Annotated in this window: 18 protein-coding genes; 8 read left to right on the forward strand and 10 right to left on the reverse strand. The window is 70.4% G+C overall.

What is annotated here, in order from left to right; all coding sequences use genetic code 11:
* Nucleotides 1–982 precede the first annotated feature (982 nt).
* The 6 genes from BLU95_RS43615 (at nt 983) to BLU95_RS00935 (ending at nt 7020) form a co-directional block, all read left to right on the forward strand.
* A complete protein-coding gene (locus BLU95_RS43615; RefSeq protein WP_231978178.1) occupies nt 983–1468 on the forward strand; it encodes a transposase in 486 nt (161 codons plus the stop codon).
* Between the two features lie 476 nt (nt 1469–1944).
* Nucleotides 1945–4284 (forward strand): hypothetical protein, encoded by a 2340-nt coding sequence (locus BLU95_RS41185; protein ID WP_159424684.1) that lies wholly within the window; start codon nt 1945–1947, stop codon nt 4282–4284.
* A gap of 286 nt (nt 4285–4570) precedes the next feature.
* The gene (locus tag BLU95_RS00920) at nt 4571–4987 is read left to right on the forward strand and encodes a hypothetical protein (protein WP_093858198.1); all 417 of its coding nucleotides are present in this window, start codon (nt 4571–4573) and stop codon (nt 4985–4987) included.
* A gap of 79 nt (nt 4988–5066) precedes the next feature.
* Nucleotides 5067–5597, forward strand: a complete 531-nt coding sequence (locus BLU95_RS00925; RefSeq protein ID WP_159424685.1) for a hypothetical protein — start codon at nt 5067–5069, stop codon at nt 5595–5597.
* Nucleotides 5598–5958: 361 nt separating this feature from the next.
* Nucleotides 5959–6411, forward strand: a complete 453-nt coding sequence (locus BLU95_RS00930; protein ID WP_093858200.1) for a hypothetical protein — start codon at nt 5959–5961, stop codon at nt 6409–6411.
* A gap of 153 nt (nt 6412–6564) precedes the next feature.
* Nucleotides 6565–7020 carry a hypothetical protein gene (locus BLU95_RS00935; RefSeq protein ID WP_093858201.1) on the forward strand — a complete coding sequence of 152 codons (456 nt, stop codon included), beginning with the start codon at nt 6565–6567 and terminating at the stop codon, nt 7018–7020.
* A 561-nt stretch (nt 7021–7581) separates the two neighbouring features.
* Here BLU95_RS00935 and BLU95_RS00940 read toward each other — a convergent pair.
* A complete protein-coding gene (locus BLU95_RS00940) occupies nt 7582–8151 on the reverse strand; it encodes a DUF6461 domain-containing protein (protein WP_093858202.1) in 570 nt (189 codons plus the stop codon).
* Between the two features lie 240 nt (nt 8152–8391).
* Here BLU95_RS00940 and BLU95_RS00945 point away from each other — a divergent pair, with 240 nt between their 5' ends.
* Nucleotides 8392–9021, forward strand: a complete 630-nt coding sequence (locus tag BLU95_RS00945; protein WP_502689786.1) for an IS110 family transposase — start codon at nt 8392–8394, stop codon at nt 9019–9021.
* A gap of 79 nt (nt 9022–9100) precedes the next feature.
* On the opposite strand, the gene BLU95_RS00950 is transcribed toward BLU95_RS00945, so the two are convergent.
* The 9 genes from BLU95_RS00950 to BLU95_RS00990 form a co-directional block, all read right to left on the reverse strand.
* Nucleotides 9101–13390 (reverse strand): golvesin C-terminal-like domain-containing protein, encoded by a 4290-nt coding sequence (locus BLU95_RS00950; RefSeq protein ID WP_159424686.1) that lies wholly within the window; start codon nt 13388–13390, stop codon nt 9101–9103.
* A 311-nt stretch (nt 13391–13701) separates the two neighbouring features.
* Entirely contained in the window at nt 13702–14925 is a 1224-nt protein-coding gene (locus BLU95_RS00955) for an ABC transporter permease (RefSeq protein WP_093858205.1), read from the reverse strand.
* A complete protein-coding gene (locus tag BLU95_RS00960; protein ID WP_093858206.1) occupies nt 14922–15593 on the reverse strand; it encodes an ABC transporter ATP-binding protein in 672 nt (223 codons plus the stop codon). The genes BLU95_RS00955 and BLU95_RS00960 overlap by 4 nt, the downstream gene beginning before the upstream one ends.
* The gene (locus BLU95_RS00965; protein ID WP_093858207.1) at nt 15590–16939 is read right to left on the reverse strand and encodes a peptidoglycan-binding protein; all 1350 of its coding nucleotides are present in this window, start codon (nt 16937–16939) and stop codon (nt 15590–15592) included. Before BLU95_RS00965 ends, BLU95_RS00960 begins: the two co-directional genes overlap by 4 nt.
* A gap of 10 nt (nt 16940–16949) precedes the next feature.
* Complete coding sequence (locus BLU95_RS00970; protein ID WP_159424687.1) at nt 16950–17636, reverse strand: hypothetical protein; 687 nt, start codon at nt 17634–17636, stop codon at nt 16950–16952.
* 286 nt (nt 17637–17922) lie between these two features.
* Complete coding sequence (locus tag BLU95_RS41995; RefSeq protein WP_159424688.1) at nt 17923–18399, reverse strand: hypothetical protein; 477 nt, start codon at nt 18397–18399, stop codon at nt 17923–17925.
* A 641-nt stretch (nt 18400–19040) separates the two neighbouring features.
* Nucleotides 19041–20141: a hypothetical protein gene (locus BLU95_RS00980; protein ID WP_093858210.1), complete on the reverse strand. Its 1101-nt coding sequence runs from the start codon at nt 20139–20141 to the stop codon at nt 19041–19043.
* A 1197-nt stretch (nt 20142–21338) separates the two neighbouring features.
* Nucleotides 21339–21770 (reverse strand): DUF6228 family protein, encoded by a 432-nt coding sequence (locus BLU95_RS00985; RefSeq protein ID WP_093864551.1) that lies wholly within the window; start codon nt 21768–21770, stop codon nt 21339–21341.
* Nucleotides 21771–21802: 32 nt separating this feature from the next.
* Complete coding sequence (locus BLU95_RS00990; protein WP_093858211.1) at nt 21803–22084, reverse strand: hypothetical protein; 282 nt, start codon at nt 22082–22084, stop codon at nt 21803–21805.
* A gap of 164 nt (nt 22085–22248) precedes the next feature.
* Here BLU95_RS00990 and BLU95_RS00995 point away from each other — a divergent pair, with 164 nt between their 5' ends.
* Complete coding sequence (locus tag BLU95_RS00995) at nt 22249–22890, forward strand: DedA family protein (protein WP_093858212.1); 642 nt, start codon at nt 22249–22251, stop codon at nt 22888–22890.
* Nucleotides 22891–22971: the final 81 nt, after the last annotated feature.

Raw genomic sequence — 22971 nt, forward strand, 5'->3', positions numbered from 1 at the left:
GGCAATGGGATTGAGTGGAGCTGTTTCGAAACTTACAAACTTCAAGGACAAGTTCACGCGAATTGTCATCCCGGGCAGTGAAAGCACTCGTTTCCCGACCTTCGGAAGCCCAGCAAACGCGCCGCGCGGGAGCCCGGCTCCGTCCAACGGGCGCGAAGCCCCTCAACCCGGGTGCCGACGGCCGCCGCCGTAGCCAGCCACGGCCGGCCTACTTGAGACTCACAGGATCGGCCCGACCACGAAGCGGATCCAGGTAGAGATGGCCCGCATGCGGACGTCATTCCACGCAGCCGGTCGGCGTGCCATCAGCTCCGCAGCCGGTTCAGGCAGCTACGGCTCAACCAGTTCCACACTGCGTCCGACACGATCGACGGGCAGAACGATCTCGTCCCCACGGGCGGTCCAACAGGCAGACCGATCTACTGCCGCCCAGTGTCACGGTCACTGTTGGGGTCCTTCGCCCCGGCGCCGCTTCCAGCCTGGGCCCACGCTTGGGCCGAGCCGCCGGCGGTGTCCGACGGCCCCGCGTCATCCGCAGCCAGCCTGCCTGCGCGGCATCGCAGTACCTCTCCCGGCCAGGGCCAACTCGAGTGCATCGGGTGCCTCCCCGGCGACCACCAGCCCGGACAAGCTCCTGAAATGCCCCGACGATCATGGCTGCGTGCGGGCGGCGCCGGTGTCCGGTGGTGAAAGGAGTCGGCCTCCATGCCGCCCCTCCGCGCGGGGCGGACGTGTGGGATCACCGCCGCCGCGTTGTACGCTCTCGCGCCCGCAGGTTCCAACTCGGTTGCTCGTGAGTGTGGCTGTCTCGCTCACCGGCTAGGGAACGCGGCGGATCAACCGGACGGGCGGCCGAATTACCCGTCGGACATGACGGATGCCGAATGGGGCCGTGGTCCGCGATGCGTTGCCGGTGCCGGGCCGGTTGGAGGGCCGGGGCGGGCAGCCGGAGGGCTAGTGCCACTGGCAGATGGTGGACGCGGTGCGCTACCTGGTCGCGGGCGGCATCGCCTGGCGGGCGATGCCTGCGGACTTCCCCGCATGGGACCGCGTCCACGCGTTCTTCCGGCGCTGGCGGGACAGGGGTCTGTTCGGCGAGTTCCACGACCGGCTGCGCGACCGGGTCCGCAAGACTGCCGGCGGCGACCGGGAGCAGACGGCGGGGATCGTCGACGCGCAGGATCCGTTCGGCGTCGGTTGCGAGGCTCTGCCAGTGGGTCACGGCGACGCCGAACTGGCCGGTGCTGTTCAGGCTGGTGCCCGCGGTGCACAGGACCGGGTGGCGGTGGAGGTGCCAGAGACGGTCGTCGGCGTGGGCAGCGAGGGTTTCGGTGTTGGCGCGCAGAACGACGGTCAGGTCGCGGGAAGTTGGGTGGGCGGGATGAATTCACGGGCAGCGCGGGCGGTGAGGGCGTGCAGGCGTACGGCGCGGTCGCCGTTGCGGGTGTCGTGGGTGATCAGGGCGTAGTGGTGGAGCAGGCACGGGACGGCGAGGGCCTGTTCGTCCCGTCACCTCCGCAACCGACCGGGAACAGGAAGATCTTCGGCACACTCCGGGAGCGGGCGAGCCATTCTCTGGCCAATGGACCGCAAGATTTCCTGTTCCCCCGGGAAGGGCGGCGCATCATCCGAGGCAAGGCGGCCGGCCGCCGCAGCGGCCACCGGCACCGGCACCGGGTGTACGCGGGCCCGGGTCCACGCGGGCCCGGGCGCGGCACGACGAGCGTCCGAGCACGGCCCCGGGAGGAACCGCCAGGGCCGTAGCCGGGCCGCCGCACTGCCGCCGGCAGAGACCGGGCAGCGCCGGCCCACGCACCACGTGTCGCTGCCAGGAAAGTTTGTCCGAAGAAACGGTGGAGGCCGTGGGGCGAGACGTGTCTGATGGTGTACCGACAAATGCCTGTCCGGTCCGGGCGGGCCGCGGACAGGCTGAGGGGGTACAGGGTGACTGGTGTCGGACGCCCGCAGGGGCGACTCAAGGGGGAGACCGACCAGGCTGACGACCTGGCACGGTTCGTGCGGGAGGTGACGTCCGGAATCACCGTCCGCGAACTCGCCCGGCACTACCGCGCGGGCAAGACCAGTTGGAGCGAGTACCGGTCGGGGGAGAAGGACATCCCGTGGCACCTGCTGGAGCGGGTGGTCCACGACCGGGTACCGGAACCGCAGGCCCGGAGGGCGTTGCTGGCCCGCGCCGCGCGACTGCACGAGGGGGCCGCCGCCGCGGCGCGGGGCGCGCGGCGCCCGGCACAGGGGCGGGCCGACGCGCAGCAGGCGATCGAGCGGGCCCGGCAGGCGCAGAGCCGGGCCGAGGCGAACGTGGCGGAGGCGGACGAGCTGATCCGCGCGTTGACCGCGGCCGTGGCCGAACTGCGGAGGGAACTGGGCGACCGGGCTTCGGACGGCACCGGTGCGGCTGCGCCGCGGTGGGCGGAGGGGGACACGGCGGAGCCGCGCCGGTCCCGCCTGCGGGAGGTCGCCCGCGGTCTGGCCGAGGTGCGGCGCCTGCGGCGGACCGTGGAGGAGGCACGGCGGGCGGCACAGCCGCCGCGTGCACCGGAGCGGGAGGCGGACCCGGAAGCGGAACCGACCACCGCCGGGCGGTCGGCCGTCGGAGCCGGTACGCACGCCCGGGCGGACGAGCACCGGCTGCCCGGTGCCGAACCAGCGGTGATCGGCCGGGCGCGGGCGCACCTGCCGGTGCTGCGACGGATGGCCGGTGACCTCGTCGGAGAACGCGAGGCCCGGGAACGCGAGGCCGCCGCCGTCCGGAGCCGGGAGACGGACGGACGGTCTCTCGCGGTGCCGCGCCCACCGCTTCCCCGGATTGTCCGCGGTGAGATCGTCGGCGGTGCGGACAACTGTCCGCCCGGCCCCGTTGTCCGCCTCGGCCCTGTGCGCGTCGTCCCGTTCACGGGCGGGCCCGCCGCGGGCCCGGCGCGGAGGCGTTCCCGGGTGGTCACCGCCATCCTGGCGGCCGTGGTGCTGGTGCTGGCCGGGATGCTGCTCGGCACGCGGGTCGGCGGGCCGGTCGCGGTACCGGATGCGTCGGTGCCGAGCTTGGGTGACGGCCAGCACGTGCCGGCGGTCGTCGAGTCCGAAGGATCCTCGGCGCCCTCCCCGTCCTGGTCCGCGGGTGGAACTCCTGCCAGGCCGGCCTCCCCGGGGACGGACGGTCAGGCATCGACGGCGCCCGCCCCGGTTCCGTCCCCGGCCGGCCTGGCACCCGCCCCGGTTCCGTCCCCGGCCGGCACGGCGCCCCTGCCCGGCTCGCCGTCGACGAGTCCCCAGTCGCCGGCCTCTCCTTCGTCCGGTGCGGCCGCCCCGACGACGCGTCCGTCGGCTGCCCTGCCTCCTGGAAACGCGGCACCTGCAGCCAGCGCGACCTCGGCGTCGCCGCCCGAGGCGTCGAGCACCCCGCAGGACCGCAGCACGCCGGACGTTGCGCCCGTCGCGGTGCCCGAACCGTCGCCATGGCCCGGGGTCGTGCCGTCCGTACCGGGCGCACTGTACTCGATCTCCCCGGACGACCGGGCCGTCTATCAGTGGCAGGGCAGCGGCACGGCCTGGACGCGCATCGGGGGCCCGGCGGAGCGGGTCCTCGCCGGACGGGCCGGGGTGTTCGTCGTGGACGCGGACAACAAGCGGCTGCTCGGTTACGGCGGGACCCCCGGCAGCTGGACGCCCGTCGGCGAGCCCGGCGCCGACTTCGCGATCAGCGGCAGTCGGCTCTACCGCCTCGCCTCGGACCACACCGGCGTCTACCGCTGGAAGGGCACCGGAACCGGCTGGACCAGGGTGGGCGGCCCGGCCGGGCGGCTGTTCGGGGGCGCGGCGGGCCTGTTCGCGACCGATCCGCGCAACACCCAAATCTTCCGCTACGACGAGGAGAAGGACTTCTGGCCCTACGTGGGCAACGAGGGAGCGACCTTCGCCGTCAGCGACACCCACCTCTACGGACTCTCGCCGGACCGCAGGCAGGTGCTCCAGTGGGACGGCACGGGCAGTGACTGGAGCCTCATCGGCGGTCCCGCCCAGGACCTCTACGCCGGCCCGTCGGACGTGTTCGCCACCAGCCCCGACCGGGGCACCTTCCTTCGCTACAGCCGCCGGCCCCAGTTCTGGGACCCCGTCAGCGAGGCGGGGGCCGAGTTCGCCGTCACGAACGACCACATCTTCCGCCTCGCGCCCGACCACAGCGCCGTCTACGAAGCACCCAGCGGCAATCCCACCCGCTGGACGAGAATCGGCGGCCCGGCGGTCACCCTGACCGCCGCCAGGTAGCCCGGCGCTCCCGGGCGTGGAACGCCGGTCACCCCGGCGTGCTCGCGAAGCGTCTCCGATCGGCCTCCGACTCCTCGGCGGACAAAGCGGGTTGTCCGGCACTCACCTGGCCTTCGACCGTTCGCCGTTGATGGACAAACAGGCGGACCGGATGGTGGGACCACCGACGATTCCACGGGCCCAGGACGGGCCCGGTGCGAGGAGCACGCGATCCGAGGAATTCCGACGGAAAGTCGGATGCCCGGGCGTGGTCACCGTAGGGAATCGACTTTGTGAGGAGGAAACGATGAGGAAGCTCAAGACCGCAGCGGCGGCCCTGATCGCGAGCGGCACCCTGCTGCTGGCGGCTCCCGGAGTGGCATCCGCCACCGAGGTCCACCAGTACCTCGGAAACCTGGAGAACCTGGGCGCGAGCGGCGACAAGTGGAAGAGCACGGTCAACGCGACCGGCCGCTACAACACCTCCTGCACCAGCGTGAGCGGCTACGCGGGTGCGAACGGATGGGACCCGAACGGCTGGTTCAGCTCCATCCGGCGGGCGAAGGACCAGTCCGGGGCCTTCTGGAGCTCCGACCACTACAGCAGCGGGCGGTACTGCATCGAGAACAAGGACCTGCTCAGCTGGGGCGAGTACTACACGCGGGTGACCGCGAAGCACACCACCGCACTCGCGGGGATCAGCGTCGATCACTACGCCTGGTAGCAGGTCGTACCGCGTGACCGTCCCGGGCGGCCGGGCCGCCCGGGACGGTCGTCCCGTCCGGACCAAAGAGGAAGTCGGCATGAAAGACGCTCCAGCGAGGCCGGTGCGCTTCGCATTGCTCCTGCTCGCGTTCGCAGCCACCGCGGTCGCCGGCTGTTCCACGCCGCACGGCGGATCCCGGAAGGCCCCGTCCGGCTACCGTCCCGTGGCGTCCGGCCAGGCGGTCGGACACACCTGGCAGTTGCTGCGCGGTGAGAACGGTGAGGGGATTTCCTGTCTGATGGTGAAGGTAGACCTGCTGGAGAGCTCTGCCGACTGCGGAATGAGCCTTGAGGTCGCGCCTTTCAATGTCGCGGTGCAGAGATTTCCGGACGGCTCGACGGTGGCGTTCGGCATCGCCAGAAAGGAGGTCACTGCCGTCCGCGTGGAACGGCGGGGTGCCGTGGAGGACGTGCCGATCGTCGGCACGCTCTCCGCGGAAGGCCCGAACTTCGTGGTCGTCCTGGGAACTCGCGGCGATCCGGTCGGTGACATCTCCTCTACGGGGCCGGACGGCAGGGCGTACTCCGTCCGGGACAAGATGGCCGAGGCCAACGGTGAAGGTGCGTGAGGGCCGGACACCAAGGCCGGGCGGGAGTCCCCACCGGTGAGGGAGGCAGCGAAGGGGGCCGCCGTCTCCTGGTGGTCAGGGTCGTCGCAGGCGCTCCGGTCGACGGCGATGGCGCGCAGCAGGAGGGTGACGGCGGTGGCCGGGATCATCAGGGTGTCGCTCGCCAGGTCGGGGACAACGGGCAGCCGCAGGGACGGCAGGGCGTCCTTGTGTCCGCGGCCATTCCGGGTTGTCCGCTGTTCACCTGGGCCGCGACCTGGTTTTGTTGGCGGACAATCAAATGTGCTCGCACTGTGGGAGCTCCACCGGGTCTTCGGCAACTCGTCGGAGCCCGCGCCAAGACTTGACGAAGGAGCTCTCCGTGATCAAGAAGCACCTCGCGACCGTACTCACGGCCACGGTCCTCGCCGGAGGCTTCGTGGGCCTCTCCGCCGGCTCGGCCCACGCCGCCGACCGGGTCAACAAGTGCGGAAGCTCGTACGCCTTCAAGAAGAGCTGGACCATCAACGACAACGGCGACGCACGCGTGGCCGGATTCATCGACATTTACTACAACAGCGGGAACGGATACAACTGCGCGATCGCCCGCGGGAACGACGCGACAGTCACCAATCACCACGAGATCTTCGTCGCCGTCCGACGCTCCGGAACGAACGACTGGATCAACGACGGTGCCGGCAGTAACTACACCCGGTACGCGGGCCCGGTCTACGCGTACGCCAAGGGGGCCTGCATCGACTTCGTCGGGGGGCTGAAGTACAACGAGTCCGCGGGTCAAGGGGCTTCCGGCTACAACTCCCAGCACTGCGGCTGAAACCATGGCCTGGCGGCCGACCGCTGACGACGGGGCGGTCGGCCGCCCACTGTGACCAGGCAACGCTCCGGAGCCGGGCCCGAGCCGTCCCACAGCGACGGTAGCCCGGCCGTTCCGGCCCTCAGCAACCAAGACTTGACGAAGGAGCTCTCCGTGATCAAGAAGCACCTCGCGACCGTACTCACGGCCACGGTCCTCGCCGGAGGCTTCGTGGGCCTCTCCGCCGGCTCGGCCCACGCCGCCGACCGGGTCAACAAGTGCGGAAGCTCGTACGCCTTCAAGAAGAGCTGGACCATCAACGACCGTCACAACCTCGGCGTGGTGGTCGGATTCATAGATATCTACTACAACAGCGGGAACGGATACAACTGCGCGATCGCCCGCGGGAACGACGCGACAGTCACCGGCCAGAACCGGATCGCTGTCTTCATCCGGCGCTCCGGGGGCGGCACCTGGGTGAGCGACGGCACCGGCCAGAACTACACCCGGTACGCCGGCCCGGTCTACACGTACGGCAAGGAGGCCTGCATCGACTTCATGGGGGAGCTGAGGTACAACGAGTTCTCGGGATATGGTGACGGCGGCTACAGCAACGAGCACTGCGGCTGAAGCGCCCGGCCACAGTGGGACAAAGGGGTGCGGCGGGGGCAGATCTCCAGGTCCATCCAGGCGATGTCGTTGAGCTCGATGTCGAGGCCTCGGGCGCAGTAACCGCCGCCCGCTCCCCTGCCCGGGTACGCAGCAGGTGCTTCAGCTCGGCCGCCCTGCGCAGCGCGAGGGCGGGCTCCGCGGCCGCTCGGGCCGTCCCGGGGCCAGCGGCGGCTCTCCCCCGCGCGGCCTGCGAAGTCGTCGTCGAGGACTCGCGGAACCGCTCCCGCCCGTGCAACGGCGCGAGGCCGGCGGCAACGGTTCCGTACCAGGCGGCCTCGGCCATCCGCGCGGCCGCCTCGTACCACTGCTCGTCGGCGCGGTGGCGCACCGGTCACGGCCCACGGTGCAGGCGGCCGCACGGGCGGGAGGCAGATGCGTCGGGTGGCTGGGGTGAGGGCGTCTGGGTGGCCTGGGAGGATCGGGGTGGGCGTTGCGCGCTGTCTGCCTCGGTGGTGTGTTTCGTGGCCCGCGCGGCCCCGGGTTCACCGGTTGCGGCGTGCCGATGGACCCTTGCTGAGGTCAGTTCCAGGGTTCGTCGACGGTCCCGGTGGCGAAGGGGGTGCCTTCGAGGAGTTCCGGGGTCAGGTGGACGCCGGTGAGGTGTTCGGCGAGGGCCAGGGCGAGTTCGGTCCTGTCCGGGTAGGGGGCCGGGTCGAAATCCGGTACGGCGGCGGAGACGGTGCCGGGGGCCATGTCCTCGGTGCGCAGGCGGGCGGTTCCGTTCGCATACCAGCAGAATCGGGTGCTCGCGTTGACGTTGCGGAAGTGGGAGACGAGGGTGGTGTCCGCCCATGCCGCGATGGTCTCCTCGTGGACGCCGAGGTAGCCGTTGGGCTCGAGGACCAGGGTCCAGCCGTCGGCCAGGTCGGCCACGGCGACGAGCATCCGCTCGCCGCCGGTTTCGGCCTCCAGGTTCTCGGCCGCCTCGCAGACTGCGTCGATGCCCGTGACCCAGGGGCCGCTCAGCGCGCCTGCCCGACGCAGCAGTTCGCCGGCCGGTACGCCTTCGACCAGGGTCAGGCAGTAAGCGTCCTGCAGGGACGGGTAGTGGGTGCGGAACCAGCTGTGGTCGTGCGTGTGGTCGCTCATGTGGGTCCTACCTTTCTAGGTGTGGGTCTGCTCTGACAATTCGTAGGATCAGAACGGCCAGGTGTTCTGGGTATGGCTGATGTGCGTGCCGCCGTTGGATGACTCAAAGGACTTGGCCGTCCGGAGCCCTGCGACGGCTCGACCGCCAATTGGGAGACGCGACTCGATCACTGCCGCAGGACAACGTCGGCGAGGTCGTCTGCGGGTGTGACGTGATGGGACGAGCTGGCGGAGCGGAACGTGCCCGAGATGTGGGCCGGGGTGGACATCGGCAAGGAACACCACCACTGCGTGGTGATCAACGCTGACGGTGAGCGGCTGCTGTCCCGCCGGGTCCTGAACGGCGAGGCGGAACTGCTGGATCCCATCGGCGATGTCCTGGCGATGTCCACCGACGTGCTGTGGGCCGTCGACCTCAACCACGGCGGTGCCGCCCTGCTGATCGGTCTGCCGCTCGGCCACGACCAACCCATGGCCTGTCTGACGGGCCTGGCGGTCTACCGCGCCTCGGCCACCTACAAGGGCGGCAAAGGCAAGACCGATGCGAAGGACGCCTTCGCCATCGCCGATCGCCTGGCCGGGTTCGCCTGCCTTGCCCCCGGACCCCGCGACTCCGGCCGCGTGAGCGGCAACCTCCGCAGGCCCAAGCGATACCACCGCGGCCTGCTGCGGAGCATGCACCTCTCGGCCATGGTCAGCACCACGACGTGCCCCACCTCCAAGGCGTGCTACCAGCGCAAACGGGCCGAGGGGAAGGGCCACAAGCAGGCTCTGCTCGCTCTCGCCCGGCGCAGGCTCAACGTCCTGTGGGCAATGATCCATGACGGACAGTGCTATCAAGGTTCACCTCCCGTCACGACTGCGGCTTGACATCACGATTGGGAAGCTCCTTCTGTGACTGAGGCGCGGCGGGACGGGGGTGCCCGTCCCGCCGCAGGTGTTCATGACCTTACGGCTTGATCGCCGGGTCGATCCTGCAGACCGTGTTCGTGCAGTTCTCGAACCCCGGTGTGTCGACGTAGAAGGGGTCGTTGTCGATGACTCGTTGGGCGTTGTAGAAGATCCCCAGGTGCCGTCCGGCCCCGTTGTTGTGCGGGTCGGTGATGGTTGCCCGCCCGCAGACCTCGGACCAGGTGGGCGGTCCGGAGAACTGAGGCCGGGGGTCGGTGCGCAGTTCCCATCCGCCGTTGGGCAGTTGGAGTCCGACCAGTTGGACGCAGTCGTTGCCGGTCGCTCCGTTCTGGCCGCCGCTCTCCTTCGTCGCGGCGAAGGGGTATTCGTCGCAGGTCGGTTTCGGGACCTGGTCGTAACGGGGGTAGTTGTCCGGGCAGATCTTGGCGCGGTTGCGGTCGCGTACGTCCTGGTCGGCCTCCCGGTGCAACGGGGTCTTGTTGGCCTTGCTGCCGGGGGTGGTCCGCAGCCGCTTCTGGAGGATCCAGTACATGGCGCTCGCGGTCGGGAAGCGTGCCGTGTTCACGGTGTAGGTGGGCGTGTAGGCGGGCACAACGCAGCCGCGGTTGAAACCCGTTCCGTGGGGCCTCTCGTCGCACCGGAAGCTGAATCGGTTGTCGCCCCAGGTGGCGTCGGAGACGGTCGTGGAGCCCGGTACCGACCCGGTGAGAGTGGAGAGGAACTGGAGCGTGGAGAGGCTCTTCGCGCCCTGGTACCAGGTGGTGGTGTAGTCGATGCTGACGGCGTGCGCGTCGCCGGGAACCCAGGTCGGCGATCCTGTCCACGTGGCGCTGGACATGGTGCACTCGGCGGCAGGCAGGCACTGCGGCTTGAACGTCAGCGTGAGTTCGGGGATGTTGTTGTCGACGGGTACCAGGATGACCCTGTGCTGGATCTTCGTGTTGTTCTTGACCGCCTTGGTCTCGTCCTGCATGAGGAACCGGGCGTGGCCGACGGGGACCTTGTCCTGGTAGGCGATGACGTCAACCGGTTTGGCGAAGCAGGTCTCGAACCTGGTGATCTGCTTCTGCCCTGGGCCGTTGTTGCACCAGTCGACGAGCGAGGGCGGGATGCCCGCGCCGGCGGCCGCCGAGCGCACCGCTGTCCGGGCCTCGGCCGCCGCCTTCGGCGACCGGAACAGGCTGGGGGTCTTGGCGCTCGGGGTGACGGTGTTGTCGAGGAGCAGGGGCTTGCCGCTCTCCTCGTAGTCGGACTCGGGGGCGTCGGGGTTCTCGGGAGGCAGGATGACGTCCGGGAGGACCGCTGCCGAGGGTTCCAAGGGGGCGACGGCGACGGCGTCCCAGGCGATGTCGGCGTCCCCGGTGCCGTCGAGGGCGATGGTGCTGAGCGAGATCTTGGGCGGGTCGCGGAACCAGAAGTCCCCGATGGCGAGCCAGCGGTTCGCGTTCGCCTTCTGATGGATCGGGAAGGTCCTGATCCCGTCGGCGGTCTCGACCTGGTAGCGGGCGTCAGCCGTCTGCGCCCCGTGGTCGGGGATGTGGATGTATACCGTGGCGGGCCCGGCGACCTTGTCCTTGAAGGTCCAGGTGCCCGTGATCTTCAGCCGTCGGCCCTTCTCGTCGTCCTTTCGTGTGTGGGAGAAGTAGAAGTGGCCACCGAATCCCGCACCGAGTTGGTGGAGGTCAACCTTGGACGGGTAGTGGCCGGTCGAGTCCTTGGGGAAGTCGAAGGTGAACGTCCCGGCGTTGGGGGTGCGCTGGCAGTTCGGACGCACGGAGGCAATGTTGTCGGCGATGTCGTCGATGATCAGGGCGCCGGCCGGGAGGCTCGCGCCAACGGCGCATTTGGGCGGATAGGCGGTGCCGTCGGCTTCTTCCGGGTAGGTGGTGTTGAAGCGGACGAGGTCGTTGCCGCAGGAGTAGGAGCAGTCCTTCTTCCAGGTGGCCGACTGGTTGAACCAGCACTTCAGGTCGTACTGGCCTGCGGCGTTCTGGCGGGCGCAGGGGCCGGCCTTGGCCCCGGCCACCTCCGGCGCGTTGGGGGTGAAGGACTGGCCGGGCCTGCAGGAGTTCGAGTCGTTGCAGAACAGGTCCCGCGGCGGGGTGCTGGCGGTGCGGTTGGCGTCGCCGTTCCACCAGGCTTGGCGGTAGCCGGAGACGGTCTTGCCCGGGGATTCCAGCGCCTCGATCGGGTATGCGGCCCAGCCCATGACCTTCTCCGGGTAGGGCCAGTTCTGCGGGTGGGCGGCATCGGCATAACTGTTGTGGTGGAGAAACGGCTTGCGGTTGGCCGGGTAGTTGGGGTTCGCCGGGTTGTTGGACCAACCCAGGCCCCAGGGGGAGCCGTCGGCAGTCTTGGCGTAGAAGCCGGAGTTGTAGGCCCAGGCCGCGTAGAACCAGTTCTCCACCTTCGCGGAGTCCCCGTTGTTGAGGACCATGCCCGCCGACCTGGTCTGGTTCCACTTCTCCTGGAGGGTGCGCAGGCCAGCCGCCACGTTGGTGGCGTAGTCGAGGGCGACCGCGCGCTGGGTCTGGTGTGGCAGGGCTTTCCCGTCCGGGCTGTCCTGCGGCAGGCGCATGCCGTCCGTCTGCTGGGTGAGGCCGTAGCCGCAGTCGGCCTTGTCCCAGTGGATGTCCCAGTCGTCGCCGGTAGAGGCGTTGTACAGTTCGCGGCCGTAGAAGTTGCCGATCAGTGTGTTGCCGGTGACGCCGGGCACCGCGACACGGCTGGCCTGCCACATGTTGGATTCCTGGGCGATGATGCCCAGCATGATCTGCGCGGGGACGCGGCCCCCGCCTTCCAGCGGGATCGAGGGGAAGAGTCCCTGCGGGGTGTAGGCCGGCATGGCGAGGTTCTTCCAGTTCGCCGGCCGCTGGATGTTGAGGTTGCCGACGACTGCCTGGTCGACGGCCCATTCGACCTGGCGGGGTTTGGGCTGCATGGCCTGGTTGCGCGGGTCATTGCGTGGGACCGCACAGGTGCGCTCGGTCTCGACCGGATCCGAAGGCGAGCCTTCTCGCACCGGCGTGGCTGCGGCGGCCGGGAATATCTGTGCGGGAGCGCTGCGTCCCTTCAGCCCAGCGGGCACCGAGGGGGCCGGTGTGCTGCCTGGGAGCGCGGGCGACGGCACGGCGACGGCGCCTTCGGCGGCTGGGGAGGGGGTCACGGTGAACTCGGCCGACTTGCCGGTCGAGGGGACGCTGACGGTGATGGCGACGGGCCTGGGTCCTGCTGCGGTGTCCGAGGACGGTACCGGGTTGCCCGGTACCGTCGGGCTGGGGCGGGCGACGGCGGCGAGGCCTTCGGTGGAGACGGTGGCGTCGGCGGGGGCCTGGACGGTCCTCACCCCTTCCGGGAGGGTCTCGACCTTCTTCGGGCTGCCGGTGATGTAGACCTTGCCCTGTGCGGCGGAGGTGAGCCCGAGTTCCGGGAGTTCGCCCGTGGCGAGGGTCCGGGTCTTGGGGTCCGGCACGGGCGTGTCGGTCTGCACGCGCTTGACCTGGGCGTTGTTCCCGGCGGCGTCCATGAACACGACGCCGCCGTCCTGGTCCGCCTTCACGTGAAACGGTGTGCCGTCGGTGACGGCGAGCTGTCGACGCTCCCCCTTGTCGCTGATCGTGATCAGGCGGTTGGTGTCGGCCGCAACGATGGCGCCTTCCTTGACCGGGACAGCGGAGGTGACCTGTCCATCGACGGTGACGGGGGCGGAGCTCTTCGCCGCCGCCGCGTCGACCCGGATCAGCCGGGTGCCGCCCTTGTCCTCGCCGCCCTGGGTGAGGACGGCGTCCTCGCCGTTGCCGCAGCCGGGGCTGAAATAGGCGAGCGAGGCGTGGACCGGCAGCTTGGCGACGTTCCCGCTCTCCAGGTCGACGACGGCGCTGAAGCCCCCGCGCTCGAACAGTTCGGGCTTGTTGGTGAAGGTCCGTGGCGCGTAGACGGCGACGACGTGCTTGCCGGAGCCGGTGAGGCAGGCGTTGCCGATCCACTGATCAGCGTCGAAGCCGTTCTCACGCAGTGTGGTGACGGTCCGCCAGTTGTAGCCGTCCTTGGCGTTCGCGGCCAGGATGTGGAAGCCGTCGCCGTCGCCGGAGGTCGTCCAGGCCTTGTCAGCGGAGTGCTCCCAGCCCTTGCCGAGGATCTCCGTGCGCTTGGCGGGGTCGATCTCGGAGGGGTGCTCGACAGTCTGCTGTGAGGGCGGGTCGGCGGGCACCGGGGTATCGGCTCTGGCCGCCACCCCCTGTATCAGGGACGCGGCCAGGGCAGTGGTGATCACCACTGCGGCCGGGCGTCCGAAAATTGGTTTCAGCCGCAAGAGTGGCTCCTTCATCTTCGGTGGGTGCCGCGTTGTGGCGCGACGGCCGGCCCGGGCCTGTGGCGCGGACCGGAAGCGGGGAGGCCGAAGCCGAACGCGTGCGCGAGGTGGCGGTGGGTACCCGGGCGGCGGTCGCGGCGCTGTCCGGGGCCGGGCGCCTCCGTAGTCGGGGGCAACTTCTCGCGAGGGGGGGTCCGCGCCCAAGTCGGGGCGCGGGCTGCCGGCGACCGGGGCGGGTGACGAGGAGACCGGTCGGCAGGGCGGCGGCGGGGCCTGGTGTCCCCTGGCGGTGCGAGGGGACACTTCGGGCGATCGGGTACTGGGGGTTACCGTCTGAGCGCTTCGGCGGGTTGGATCCGGGAGGCCCGCCAGGCGGGGTAGACACCGGCGATCAGCCCGGTGGCCAGTCCCAGGAGCGGGGCGGTGGCGATGGTGGCCGGGTGCAGGACCGGGGTCCACTGCTTTGCGGCGGCGACGGCGACGATGGTCACGGTGCCCAGGCAGGCCCCGGCCAGGCCGCCGAGCAGGCCCAGCATGGTGGATTCGGCGAGGAACTGGGCGGTGATGTGTCCTGCGCGGGCGCCGAGGGCGCGGCGCAGACCGATCTCACCGCTGCGTTCCAGGACGGCGACCAGCGTGGTGTTGGCGATGCCGACCGCCCCGATCACGAGACAGACCGTCGCGAGGAGGAGGAAGAGCTGCCCGAGGTCGTTCTCCACTCCTGTGCGCAGGCTGCGGGGGTCGGGCGGCGGGGTGGCGCGCAGGTGGTCGGGATGCTCGGGGCGCAGGGCCAGGGGGGCTTCGGCGGCGACCTGGGTGGCCGCGCCGAGCCGGGTGGTGATGAGCATCTTGGCGCGGTCGTCGGTCGGCGGGCCCCAGAGTTCCTCGGCGGTGGTGCGCGGGACGATCACGGAGGTGAGCAGGTCCGGACGGCGCCGGACGTCGTTGATGATGCCGATGACGGAGAAGGGGGTGCTGCCGATGAACACGGCGGGCTGCGCCCGCAGGTCGGTGATGCCCAGTCGTGCGGCGGTGGTGGCGCCGAGCAGGGCGACCCGCTGGCGGTGCCGGTCGTGGAAGTCGTCGTAGGCACGGCCCTGGCGCAGGGCGGGTTCGGTGGCCCGCAGGGTGCCGGCGGACGCGGCGACGAGCTGAGCCTGGCGGTCGGTGACGGAGTAGGTTGCGCCGGGCGGGCCGCTGGCGACGCTCTGGCCGGTCGGCAGCCGTACGTGCCAGGAGACACCGGCGGCGGTGACGCCCCGAAGCGCCTCGATCCGTGCGTCGGCGTCCGCGGGGAACGCCGGGCTGTTCTGGCCGGGCGTTTGGGGCGCGATGTCGTCGACGGTGACCTCGGTCGCGGTCAGTTCGCTGAAGCGGGCGTCGATCTGGGAGGCGGCGGTGCTGGTGAGGCCGGTGACGGCGATCAGGGTTCCGACGCCCAGCACGGTGCCGACGGCGGTCAGCGCGGAGCGGGCCGGGCGCTGCAGTACGCCGGCCACGGCCTCCGAGGCGAGGTCGCGAAAGGACATCCGGGAACGGGGTAGCTTCATGCCAGCACCTGGCCGTCGCGAATGGTGATGGTCCGTCGGCCACGGCGGGCGACCTCGGGATCGTGGGTGATCACGACGATGGTCATGCCGTCGCGGTGCAGGCCGTCGAGCAGGTCGAGGAGGGAGCCGGCGGTCTGCGAATCGAGGTTGCCGGTCGGCTCGTCGCACAGCAGCAGGGACGGTTCGGCGGCCAGCGCCCGGGCGATGGCGACGCGCTGGCGTTCGCCTCCGGAGAGTCTGGTGGGCAGCGCGCCGAGGCGGTGGCCCAGGCCGACGCGGCGCAGTGCCTGTTCGGCCCGCTGCCTGCGCACACCGCGGGCGACGCGCTGGTAGAGCATGGCCAGTTCGACGTTCTCGCGGGCGCTGCGGTGGGCCAGCAGGTGGAAGGACTGGAAGACGAATCCGATGCGCCTGCCGCGCAGGGAGGTGCGCTCGGCGTCGCCGATGGTGGCGGTGTCGATGCCGTCCAGGACGTAGCGGCCGCACGTGGGCTCGTCGAGGAGGCCGATGATGTTGAGGAAGGTGGACTTTCCGGCGCCGGAGGGGCCCATGACCGTGATGTAGTCGCCGCGTTCCACGCTCAGGTCGCACGGGTGCAGTGCCGTCACCTCGGGCGGGCCGGGGTAGGTCAGCCCGGCGCGGTGCAGCTCGATGACCGGTTCGCTCATCGGCTGCCGCCGACCACGACCTTGTCGCCGGGGACGAGCGTCGCGCCCGTGTCGGGGACGACCTCGACGAATCCGCCGCCGGAGGCGCCGGGGTGTACCGGGACGCGGCGGATGCCGTCGGCGCCGAGTACGGTGACGCCGGTCCGGCCGTCGGCACCTGTCGAGACTGCCGTCGACGGTACGGCGAGAACCGGTCCTTCGGAGGAGGAGGCGGTGACGGAGACCCGGACCTCCTTGCCGGCGAGTTCGGCGGGGAGCGGGGCTGCGGGCAGGACGCGCAGCAGGTAGCCGGAGGCTGCGCCGGGCTGGTCCCCCTTGGCCGTCCGGGGGGCGTCGGTGACGTCCTGGACGGTCCCGGGTGTCCTCGCCCCGGTGTCCTCGGCGACGATCTCGGCCGGCTGGCCATTCCTGAGGAGGGTCTTCTCCCGGGCCGACACGTCGGCGACGACGAGGGGGCTGCCGGTGGAGACCGTCATCAGCTTCTCTCCCGGTGCCTTGCCGACGGTGGCCTCGACGGTGTCCGCGCGTACGGGCAGGGTGTTCAGGAACACCACTTCCGACATGGGCACCGTGACGGTCGTGCGGGGCCGGGCGGGGGTGGTCGGTGAGGCCGTCGGCGTCATCGGCGCCGTCTTTCCGTCGCTGCTCTTGTCGCCCGGTCCCGACCGGGCCGGGCCGTCCGGGGCCGGCTTGGCGTCGGGCGCCGGAACCGTGTTCCGGACCGGGGCGTAGCCGATCGACTTGTAGAACGCGGTCACCGCTCGTTCGGTACCGGCGCCGAACGTCCCGGAGGCGTCCGGCGAGGTGCGGTGGCCGGCCCTGGCCAGGGCGTTCTGGAGCTGGGCGACGTCCTCGCCCTTGGCCCCGGTCTGCAGGTCCCGGTACGCGGGCAGTGCTCCGGCGAGCGTGAACACCGGGCGGCCCGACATCTCGAACAGCACCTTTCCGTGCGAGAGTTGGTCGCCGGCCTTCACCTTGACCTTGGTGACCAGCGGGCGGGTGCCCGGTGCTCCGCCGCCGCTCGGTACGGAGATATCGGTGGTCGACGCGGCGGTGACCTTGCCGCGGGTGACCAGCAGGTCCGCGATGACCTTGTGCTCGACCGGGGCGGTGAGCGTGTCCGGCTCGGGTGCCGCAGTCTCGGCCGCCACCTGGGCGGGTGACTTCAGCAGGGCGGCGGCACCGGCACCGGCCGCGCCCACCAGTACCGAACCGATCACCACGGCGGCCAGCAGCCCGCGGCGGCGCGTACCCGGGTCCTCGCGCCGGCTCCCGCGGGAGGGCGCGTCCTGTCGCGGCTCCTGCGGGCCGTCGATTGGTGCGGCGGCAGGACCATCCGATGTCATCTGCGCCTCCCTAGCGCTTGCCGGCCAGGACGGCGCTGATGTTCTTCACGGTGGTGTCCAGGTTCGTGCGCGCGGCATGCAGGGCCTGGGCGTTCTTCTCCGCAGCGTCCTTCTGCAACCGGGCCTCGGCCTCGTACCAGATCCACGCCACGTCCGTGCGGGTGCGGCACTTCAGGTCGGTCAGGGCCGTGTCGATCTCGGCCTTGGTCACCTCGCGCCCGAACTTCGGGTCGTCCGAGGCGTCGAGCGGCTCGCGGTAGTTGTAGCCGCTTTCCTTCATGCACGCCGACCACTGCGTGAACGCCGCCGTGACCTCGGGTTCCTGCTTGGCCTTGAGGAACGCTTCGTTGGCCAGTCGCTCGGCCAGCTGGAATCCCGCCTGCGCATCGCCGATCCGCTGCTTGGCCTGCTGCCCGCATCCGTTCTCGGCCACGGCGTCCTCGCCCCGCGTTCCCGAGGCGACCATGGCTTCCACGGCCGCGTCGTGGGCGGCCTTCTCCGCGGCGTCGGGGTGATACCCGCGGGTGCCGGCCAGCACGGCGTCGTGGCTGCCGTAGCGCTGGTCGGTCAGGGTCTTGGGTCCGGCCTTGGGCAGTTGCGGCAGCGCGCGGTAGTTACTGCGGCCGGCGTCGCGCATGCAGTCCTCGGTCAGGGAGCTCATGGCGCGTCCCAGCTGGCTCAGTTCCTCGTCCGACATGAGGTACGCCTCCAGGGGGAGCTTCCACGTCGCCGGGTTGGCGCGGTCGAAGCCGGCACCCGTGGGGACCGGCGCGGCCGTGGCCGGTGCGGGGTCGGGGCGGCCTGCGGCGGACGTCGAATCGTGGGAGCACCCGGCGGCGGTGACGCACACCGCTGCGGCGCCAAGCACCGCCAAACCCCGGCGACCAAAAGGCATGATGGTTCCCGATCTCCAATCGGACACAGAAAAAGGTGGAAGAGATTTCCGGCGTCGCGCCGGGCTACGCCTGCCGCAACAACGTCCGTCAGCGCCAGTCGAAAGAAGCGTTGTTGTTGTACGTTTCTTTCAGCTTGAACCAGCTGGACATCGGCGTCAGCGTGTCCCTGGCACCCTTCATCCAGCTACTGAAGAAGATGACGGAATTGTTGCTGGTGCTGCGGTTCTGCGCGGACGCGGCATTGTTCTTGACGCGCACATTTGACCCGTTGCCCTGGTCGGGGCAGAAGTGGAGGGGCTGCGGCTCGGTACTGGGCATCGAACCGCCGTAGGGCTCGTCATCGAAATTGGCGACAGCCGAGCCGAAGTTGCGGTGCGACCCGGCGTACGAAGAGTTGTACCAGAGCGAGAACTTGAAGCCACTGGTCACATGACTGTTGCACGCGTCCGCACTCTGGTGGTTGTCCGCCCCGTTGGCGGACGCCGAGGGCGCGGACAGGCAGCCGATCGCCAGCGCCGCGATGGAACCGGCAAAGACCGTACGAGCAGATCGAGAGATCACCATTGCATTCCCCTTCATGAAATAGAACTCCCCCGGACAGGCCCGAAGAGACCGCCCGGTCAGGCATCGGAAGGATCTTCGTCCGAGAGCACACGAAAGTGCAACCCGGAGGCGGCAGGTGAACTCTGTCTTTCAATCACCTCCACCGGCAGGGCCACCGGGGAAGATTCCAAGAAATCCACCGTCCCAATGTCGAACAAAACCGGACAAGCCGTCGAATGTTTGATAACGATCAAGCATCAGGTCCACCCGTGAATCGCACTCGACGCGACGCGTATCCAGCCGATCAGCGGGTCCCGACACGGAAAATCCCAACCAGTCGGCGGGGCGGGTACATCCATCCGGCCAAGGATTGTCCCGCAAAGCAGACGAGCCGCGGACAAAAGTCGCGGTACGGCCCCAGGTGCAGAGCCCTCGAACCCTCAACGCCCGGCTCACGGACCGGAGTCAATCCGCGGTCGCCTGTCGGCTGCTGCCGATCAGGGCGGTCCGGATGCCGCGCCGGAGCCCTTGAACGCTCGTGAGCCCGGGCCGACCACCTGCACCGGGCCGACCTGGCTCCCACGATCACGGACCGTCCACTTTCCGCCGCACGCCGCTTCTGTGCTCCACCACCTCGTGTCCGACTCGGCCTCACCCGGCCGTCAGCCGGCGTCGCTCGGCGACAGCGATGTCAGTCGCGGGTGTTCCCGAAGGCCCGCCAGAAGCCGCACCCCGGGAATGTCCTTGTACGCTTGCCTGCGGCCGCGCAGTTCGTCCCGGATGACCCCGATCAGTTCAGCGCTCCAGGCAGGTTGAGCGGTCGCCGGCACGAGTCCGGTAGCTCCGACTGCCGAACAGCCTTCGAAGAGTTTGCAGATCTCCCGCTTCTGCTCCTTGCGATTGCCGTCGAACCTGTCGCCCTTCTTCGCCTCGCCGAGCCACAGTTCGTCGTTGGTGGCGACTGCGAAGTCGATCTCGACGAAGGGGTTCCCGTCTCGGAGGAGTTCGAATTCCTCCCCGACCAGTGCGGGCCGGGCCCAGGGCTGGGTTCGCAGGTACTGGGTGGCCAGCAGCGGGACGTCGCCGTCGTTCGCGATCAGCTCCAGAACGGCCGGGTGGAGGTCGAAGAACCAGCGCGGCTCGCCGAACGGCTTCCAGCGGTCCTGCACGAGACTGTTGCCGCCCCCGCAGCGCCGGCAGCGGTGGTCCTGGCTGATTTCAGCGAGCGGGTAGAACTCGAAGATCGGGCAGTGGCCGCAGCCCAGCACCAGCCCCCGGCGCAGCACACCTTGCCTGGTCCACTCGTCGATCTGTGCGCGCCGCGCGGGTGCGTCCCAATCAGCGTCGTCCTGCGCGACGACTGCTTCCCAGGACAGCACGACCGCGGACTTCAGCTTCCACCAGCTGTCCTGGGGCAGGTCCTTGCGGGAATCGTCGGGCAGGAAGCGGCGCAGGAGCGGCCAGCCGGGGCTGGCCGCCAGGGCTTCGAGGGCCTTGCGCGCGCCGAGGAGGGGTTCGGCGATGGCGGCGCGCTTGCCCGCGGCGCTGGGGCGCAGCCGGGTTCCCGAAGCTGCGGTGGCCCGTTCCAGGATGCTCCCTATGCCCGGCCAGACGAGTTTGGGAGCAGCGAGGGTGCCGGCAAGAGAGGCGCCTGAGGCGACGATGTCGAAGCGGTGCGACCCGTAGGTGGTACCGCTGTCAGCAGCGCGGACGAAGGTCTGCCACAGGCTCTGGTCCGCGGCGATCAGAGCCGGACCCGTCAACGGCGGAAGCGGCGGGAGCGGGTGGTCGGCGCAGGTAAGGGTGACCTGTCACCAGTGCTTGGCCGGGCCCAGACCTGGTGGCACCGTCGCAGCGAGTGCGAGCGCCGTCTCAAGGGATCCGTCGGGCATCTCAACAGCGGGAAGGGAGGCGGGCTGGTCCCAGGTTGTCTGCAGCACAACCATGGACCGGCCGTGGAGTCACAAGGCCGCGTTCCGTTGCTTGCGAGCCTCAATGCCGAAACCGGGTGGGCGGCCGGTGCGGTGAGCGCGCCGGCGCCGGTCGCGGACGTGGTCCACCGGCCGGGGGACGGTCACGCCAAGGCGGCGTCCGCGCTCGTGGGGGTGGATCGTGCGGGCCGGGCGGGTGCGGCCCGCCGATCACCGTGGCGGGCCCCGAACATCGGTCACCGCCGCCGGTCGCGTCATGCCGGGCCGCGCCCGGGCCCTGGGGCCCGGGCGCGGTCACCGCGCGAGCGGTCTCACAGCGAAGAAGCGGCACACCTGTTCCACGAGGCGGCCGCAGCTCCCCGGCGGACCACTGTGCCACGTAGGCGAAGCTTCCTGAAGGCCCGTAGGCGTGCGCGTGCGCCGCAGTACGGTGGCGGGTCGAGCTGGGTGGAGGCCGCGTCACCGTGCCCGGGCCCCGTCACTGATGCCCCGGTGGCCTCTCCGACTTCAGCGGGACACGGCCCTACCTCGGTGAGACCGGTTCCTTTGGTCGGCCGGGCACTACGTGGAGGAGTGCGGGGCGGCCCGGGCCGACGGGTCGCCGGGAACAGTGGGTTGCCCGGTGTTTCCCGGCGGCCGGGCGCATGGGGCCGGTAGGATCGCGCGGCCCACCTCCTACGCCAGGCCGTGCGGCCGGACCGCGAACCGGCCCCGCCCGTCACGTCGTTGGACCTCCCCGTCGCCGACGACCTGATCAGCCTCGCCGCGGCACGGCCGCCGGACGAGGTCCTCACGCGGCTCGTCGTCGGCGCCCACCGCACCCCGCTCTCACTGACCCGCGCGGACCGCGCCCGGCAGTGCGGCGGCCACGCCGCCCTCACCGTCCTCGACGGCTCCTGGCCCGCCGACCCGGACCGCCTCAACGCGGTTCGCGAGAGCCCGCGAGCAGCACAGGCCTGCGAGGACCCACTCCGGATGAGCGTGGCGGACAGCTGGATTGGTGCCCAGGACGGGCCGACCACCGACGGCCTACTCCTCGCGCAGGAATTCCCGCAGGTCCGCGGCGAGCGCGGTCATTCCTTCGCCGACCTCGATCACGGTCGTCACAGTGCAGCTCCAGTCGCCGGGGAAGAACCCGGACCGCAGGGTCCAGCCCAGATACACATGACCACCTGAGCCGAACGCCGCCGTCACGACCAGGTGATTGTTGGTCCAGACACGCTCGCCCTCCCAACCGCGGAAGTCGCGCGCGAGGCCGTCGAAGAACTCGCTCATCTTGTCCCAGACGGTCACGGTCACGGCCTCCAGCCGCGCCTGCACACCGTCGTCGATGGCCTCCACAGCGAAGGCGACCTCGTACTCCGCCCGGGACCAGTCGAACAACCGGACAGAAGCCGACGACGCCTCTGTACCCTTCACGACGAGCTCGACCTGCCCTGGAACCATCTCGATCAGACTCACCCAGCGAAGAATACGGACACCCCAGGTCGGCGTCACCACCATTCCCAGGCTCCGGAGCCGTTCCTACTTGTCATCGACATTTGAGGGCGCATCAGCCGCTCGGCGCTGCCAGCTCTCATCAACAAACGTTCTTCATTTCCACCTACGCAGCCACCCTGGTCCCAGTAGGTGACCCGCATCTCCAGGACGAATTCGACATCGGGCTGGGCGGACCTGGCGTTGTGGCGCAACCGCGCGGCCGCCTCGTGCTCGTAAAGCCCGTACGCCGGCCGGACGGCCAGGTCCGCCGGCAGGCCGGGGGCGGCCTCCCGCATGGCGGCGTCACCTCGCCGCTCCAGCTCGGTGACCAGCCAGCGCCCCGCCGCCGGGCTTGCGGTGGCAAGTGGCCCGCGCCGCAGGGCGAGGCGCGGGGGAGGCATCGGGGAGGAAACACTACATTGGGGTGGAAGAGACACGATCGCCGATGGGGTGTGGGCCCGTGCACTCGATCACCGACTGGCTGCGCGGCCTGTCCGGACCCGTCGTGTACGCGATCGTCGGTGGCACGGTCCTCGCCGAGGACGCCCTGTTCTTCAGTTTCTTCATCCCTGGCGAGAGCGCTGCGGTACTCGGTGGCTTCCTCTCCCACCAGGGCAGGGCCTCCCTCGGCTGGATGGTCGTGGTCGTGGTCTGCGCGGCCGTCCTCGGTGACTCCGCCGGCTACGAGATCGGCCGCCACCTCGGTCCGGCGATCCTGCGCACCCGCCCGTTGCGGCGCCACGCCGAGCGGATCGACACGGCGCAGGACCTGCTCCGCCGACGGGGGCCGGCCGCCGTCCTCGTCGGACGGTTCATCGCCTTCTTCCGCCCGCTGGTGCCCTCGCTGGCCGGGATGTCGCGGATGCCGTACCGCCGGTTCCTGCTCTACAACGCCCTCGGTGGGGTCGCCTGGGGCGTCGGTTTCACCTTGCTCGGCTACTTCGCCGGAGCCGCCTACACCAGGGTGGAGGGCACGGTCGGCCGGCTCACCGCGATCGCGATCGGCGCGGCCGTCGCCGTCGCGGTGCTGGTCCACTACCTGCGGCGGCGGCGCTCGCACGGTCGGGACCGGTCGGACCGCGGCAGCGGCCGGGAGCCCTGAACCGCCCCGGCGGCGGTCCGCCGGCGGGTGCCGGGACAGGCCCCGGTGCCGGAACCCGCGGGCCCGGGTGTCGGACCCACT

Origin of the sequence: Streptomyces sp. TLI_053, from assembly GCF_900105395.1 — a bacterium.
GTDB lineage: Bacteria > Actinomycetota > Actinomycetes > Streptomycetales > Streptomycetaceae > Kitasatospora.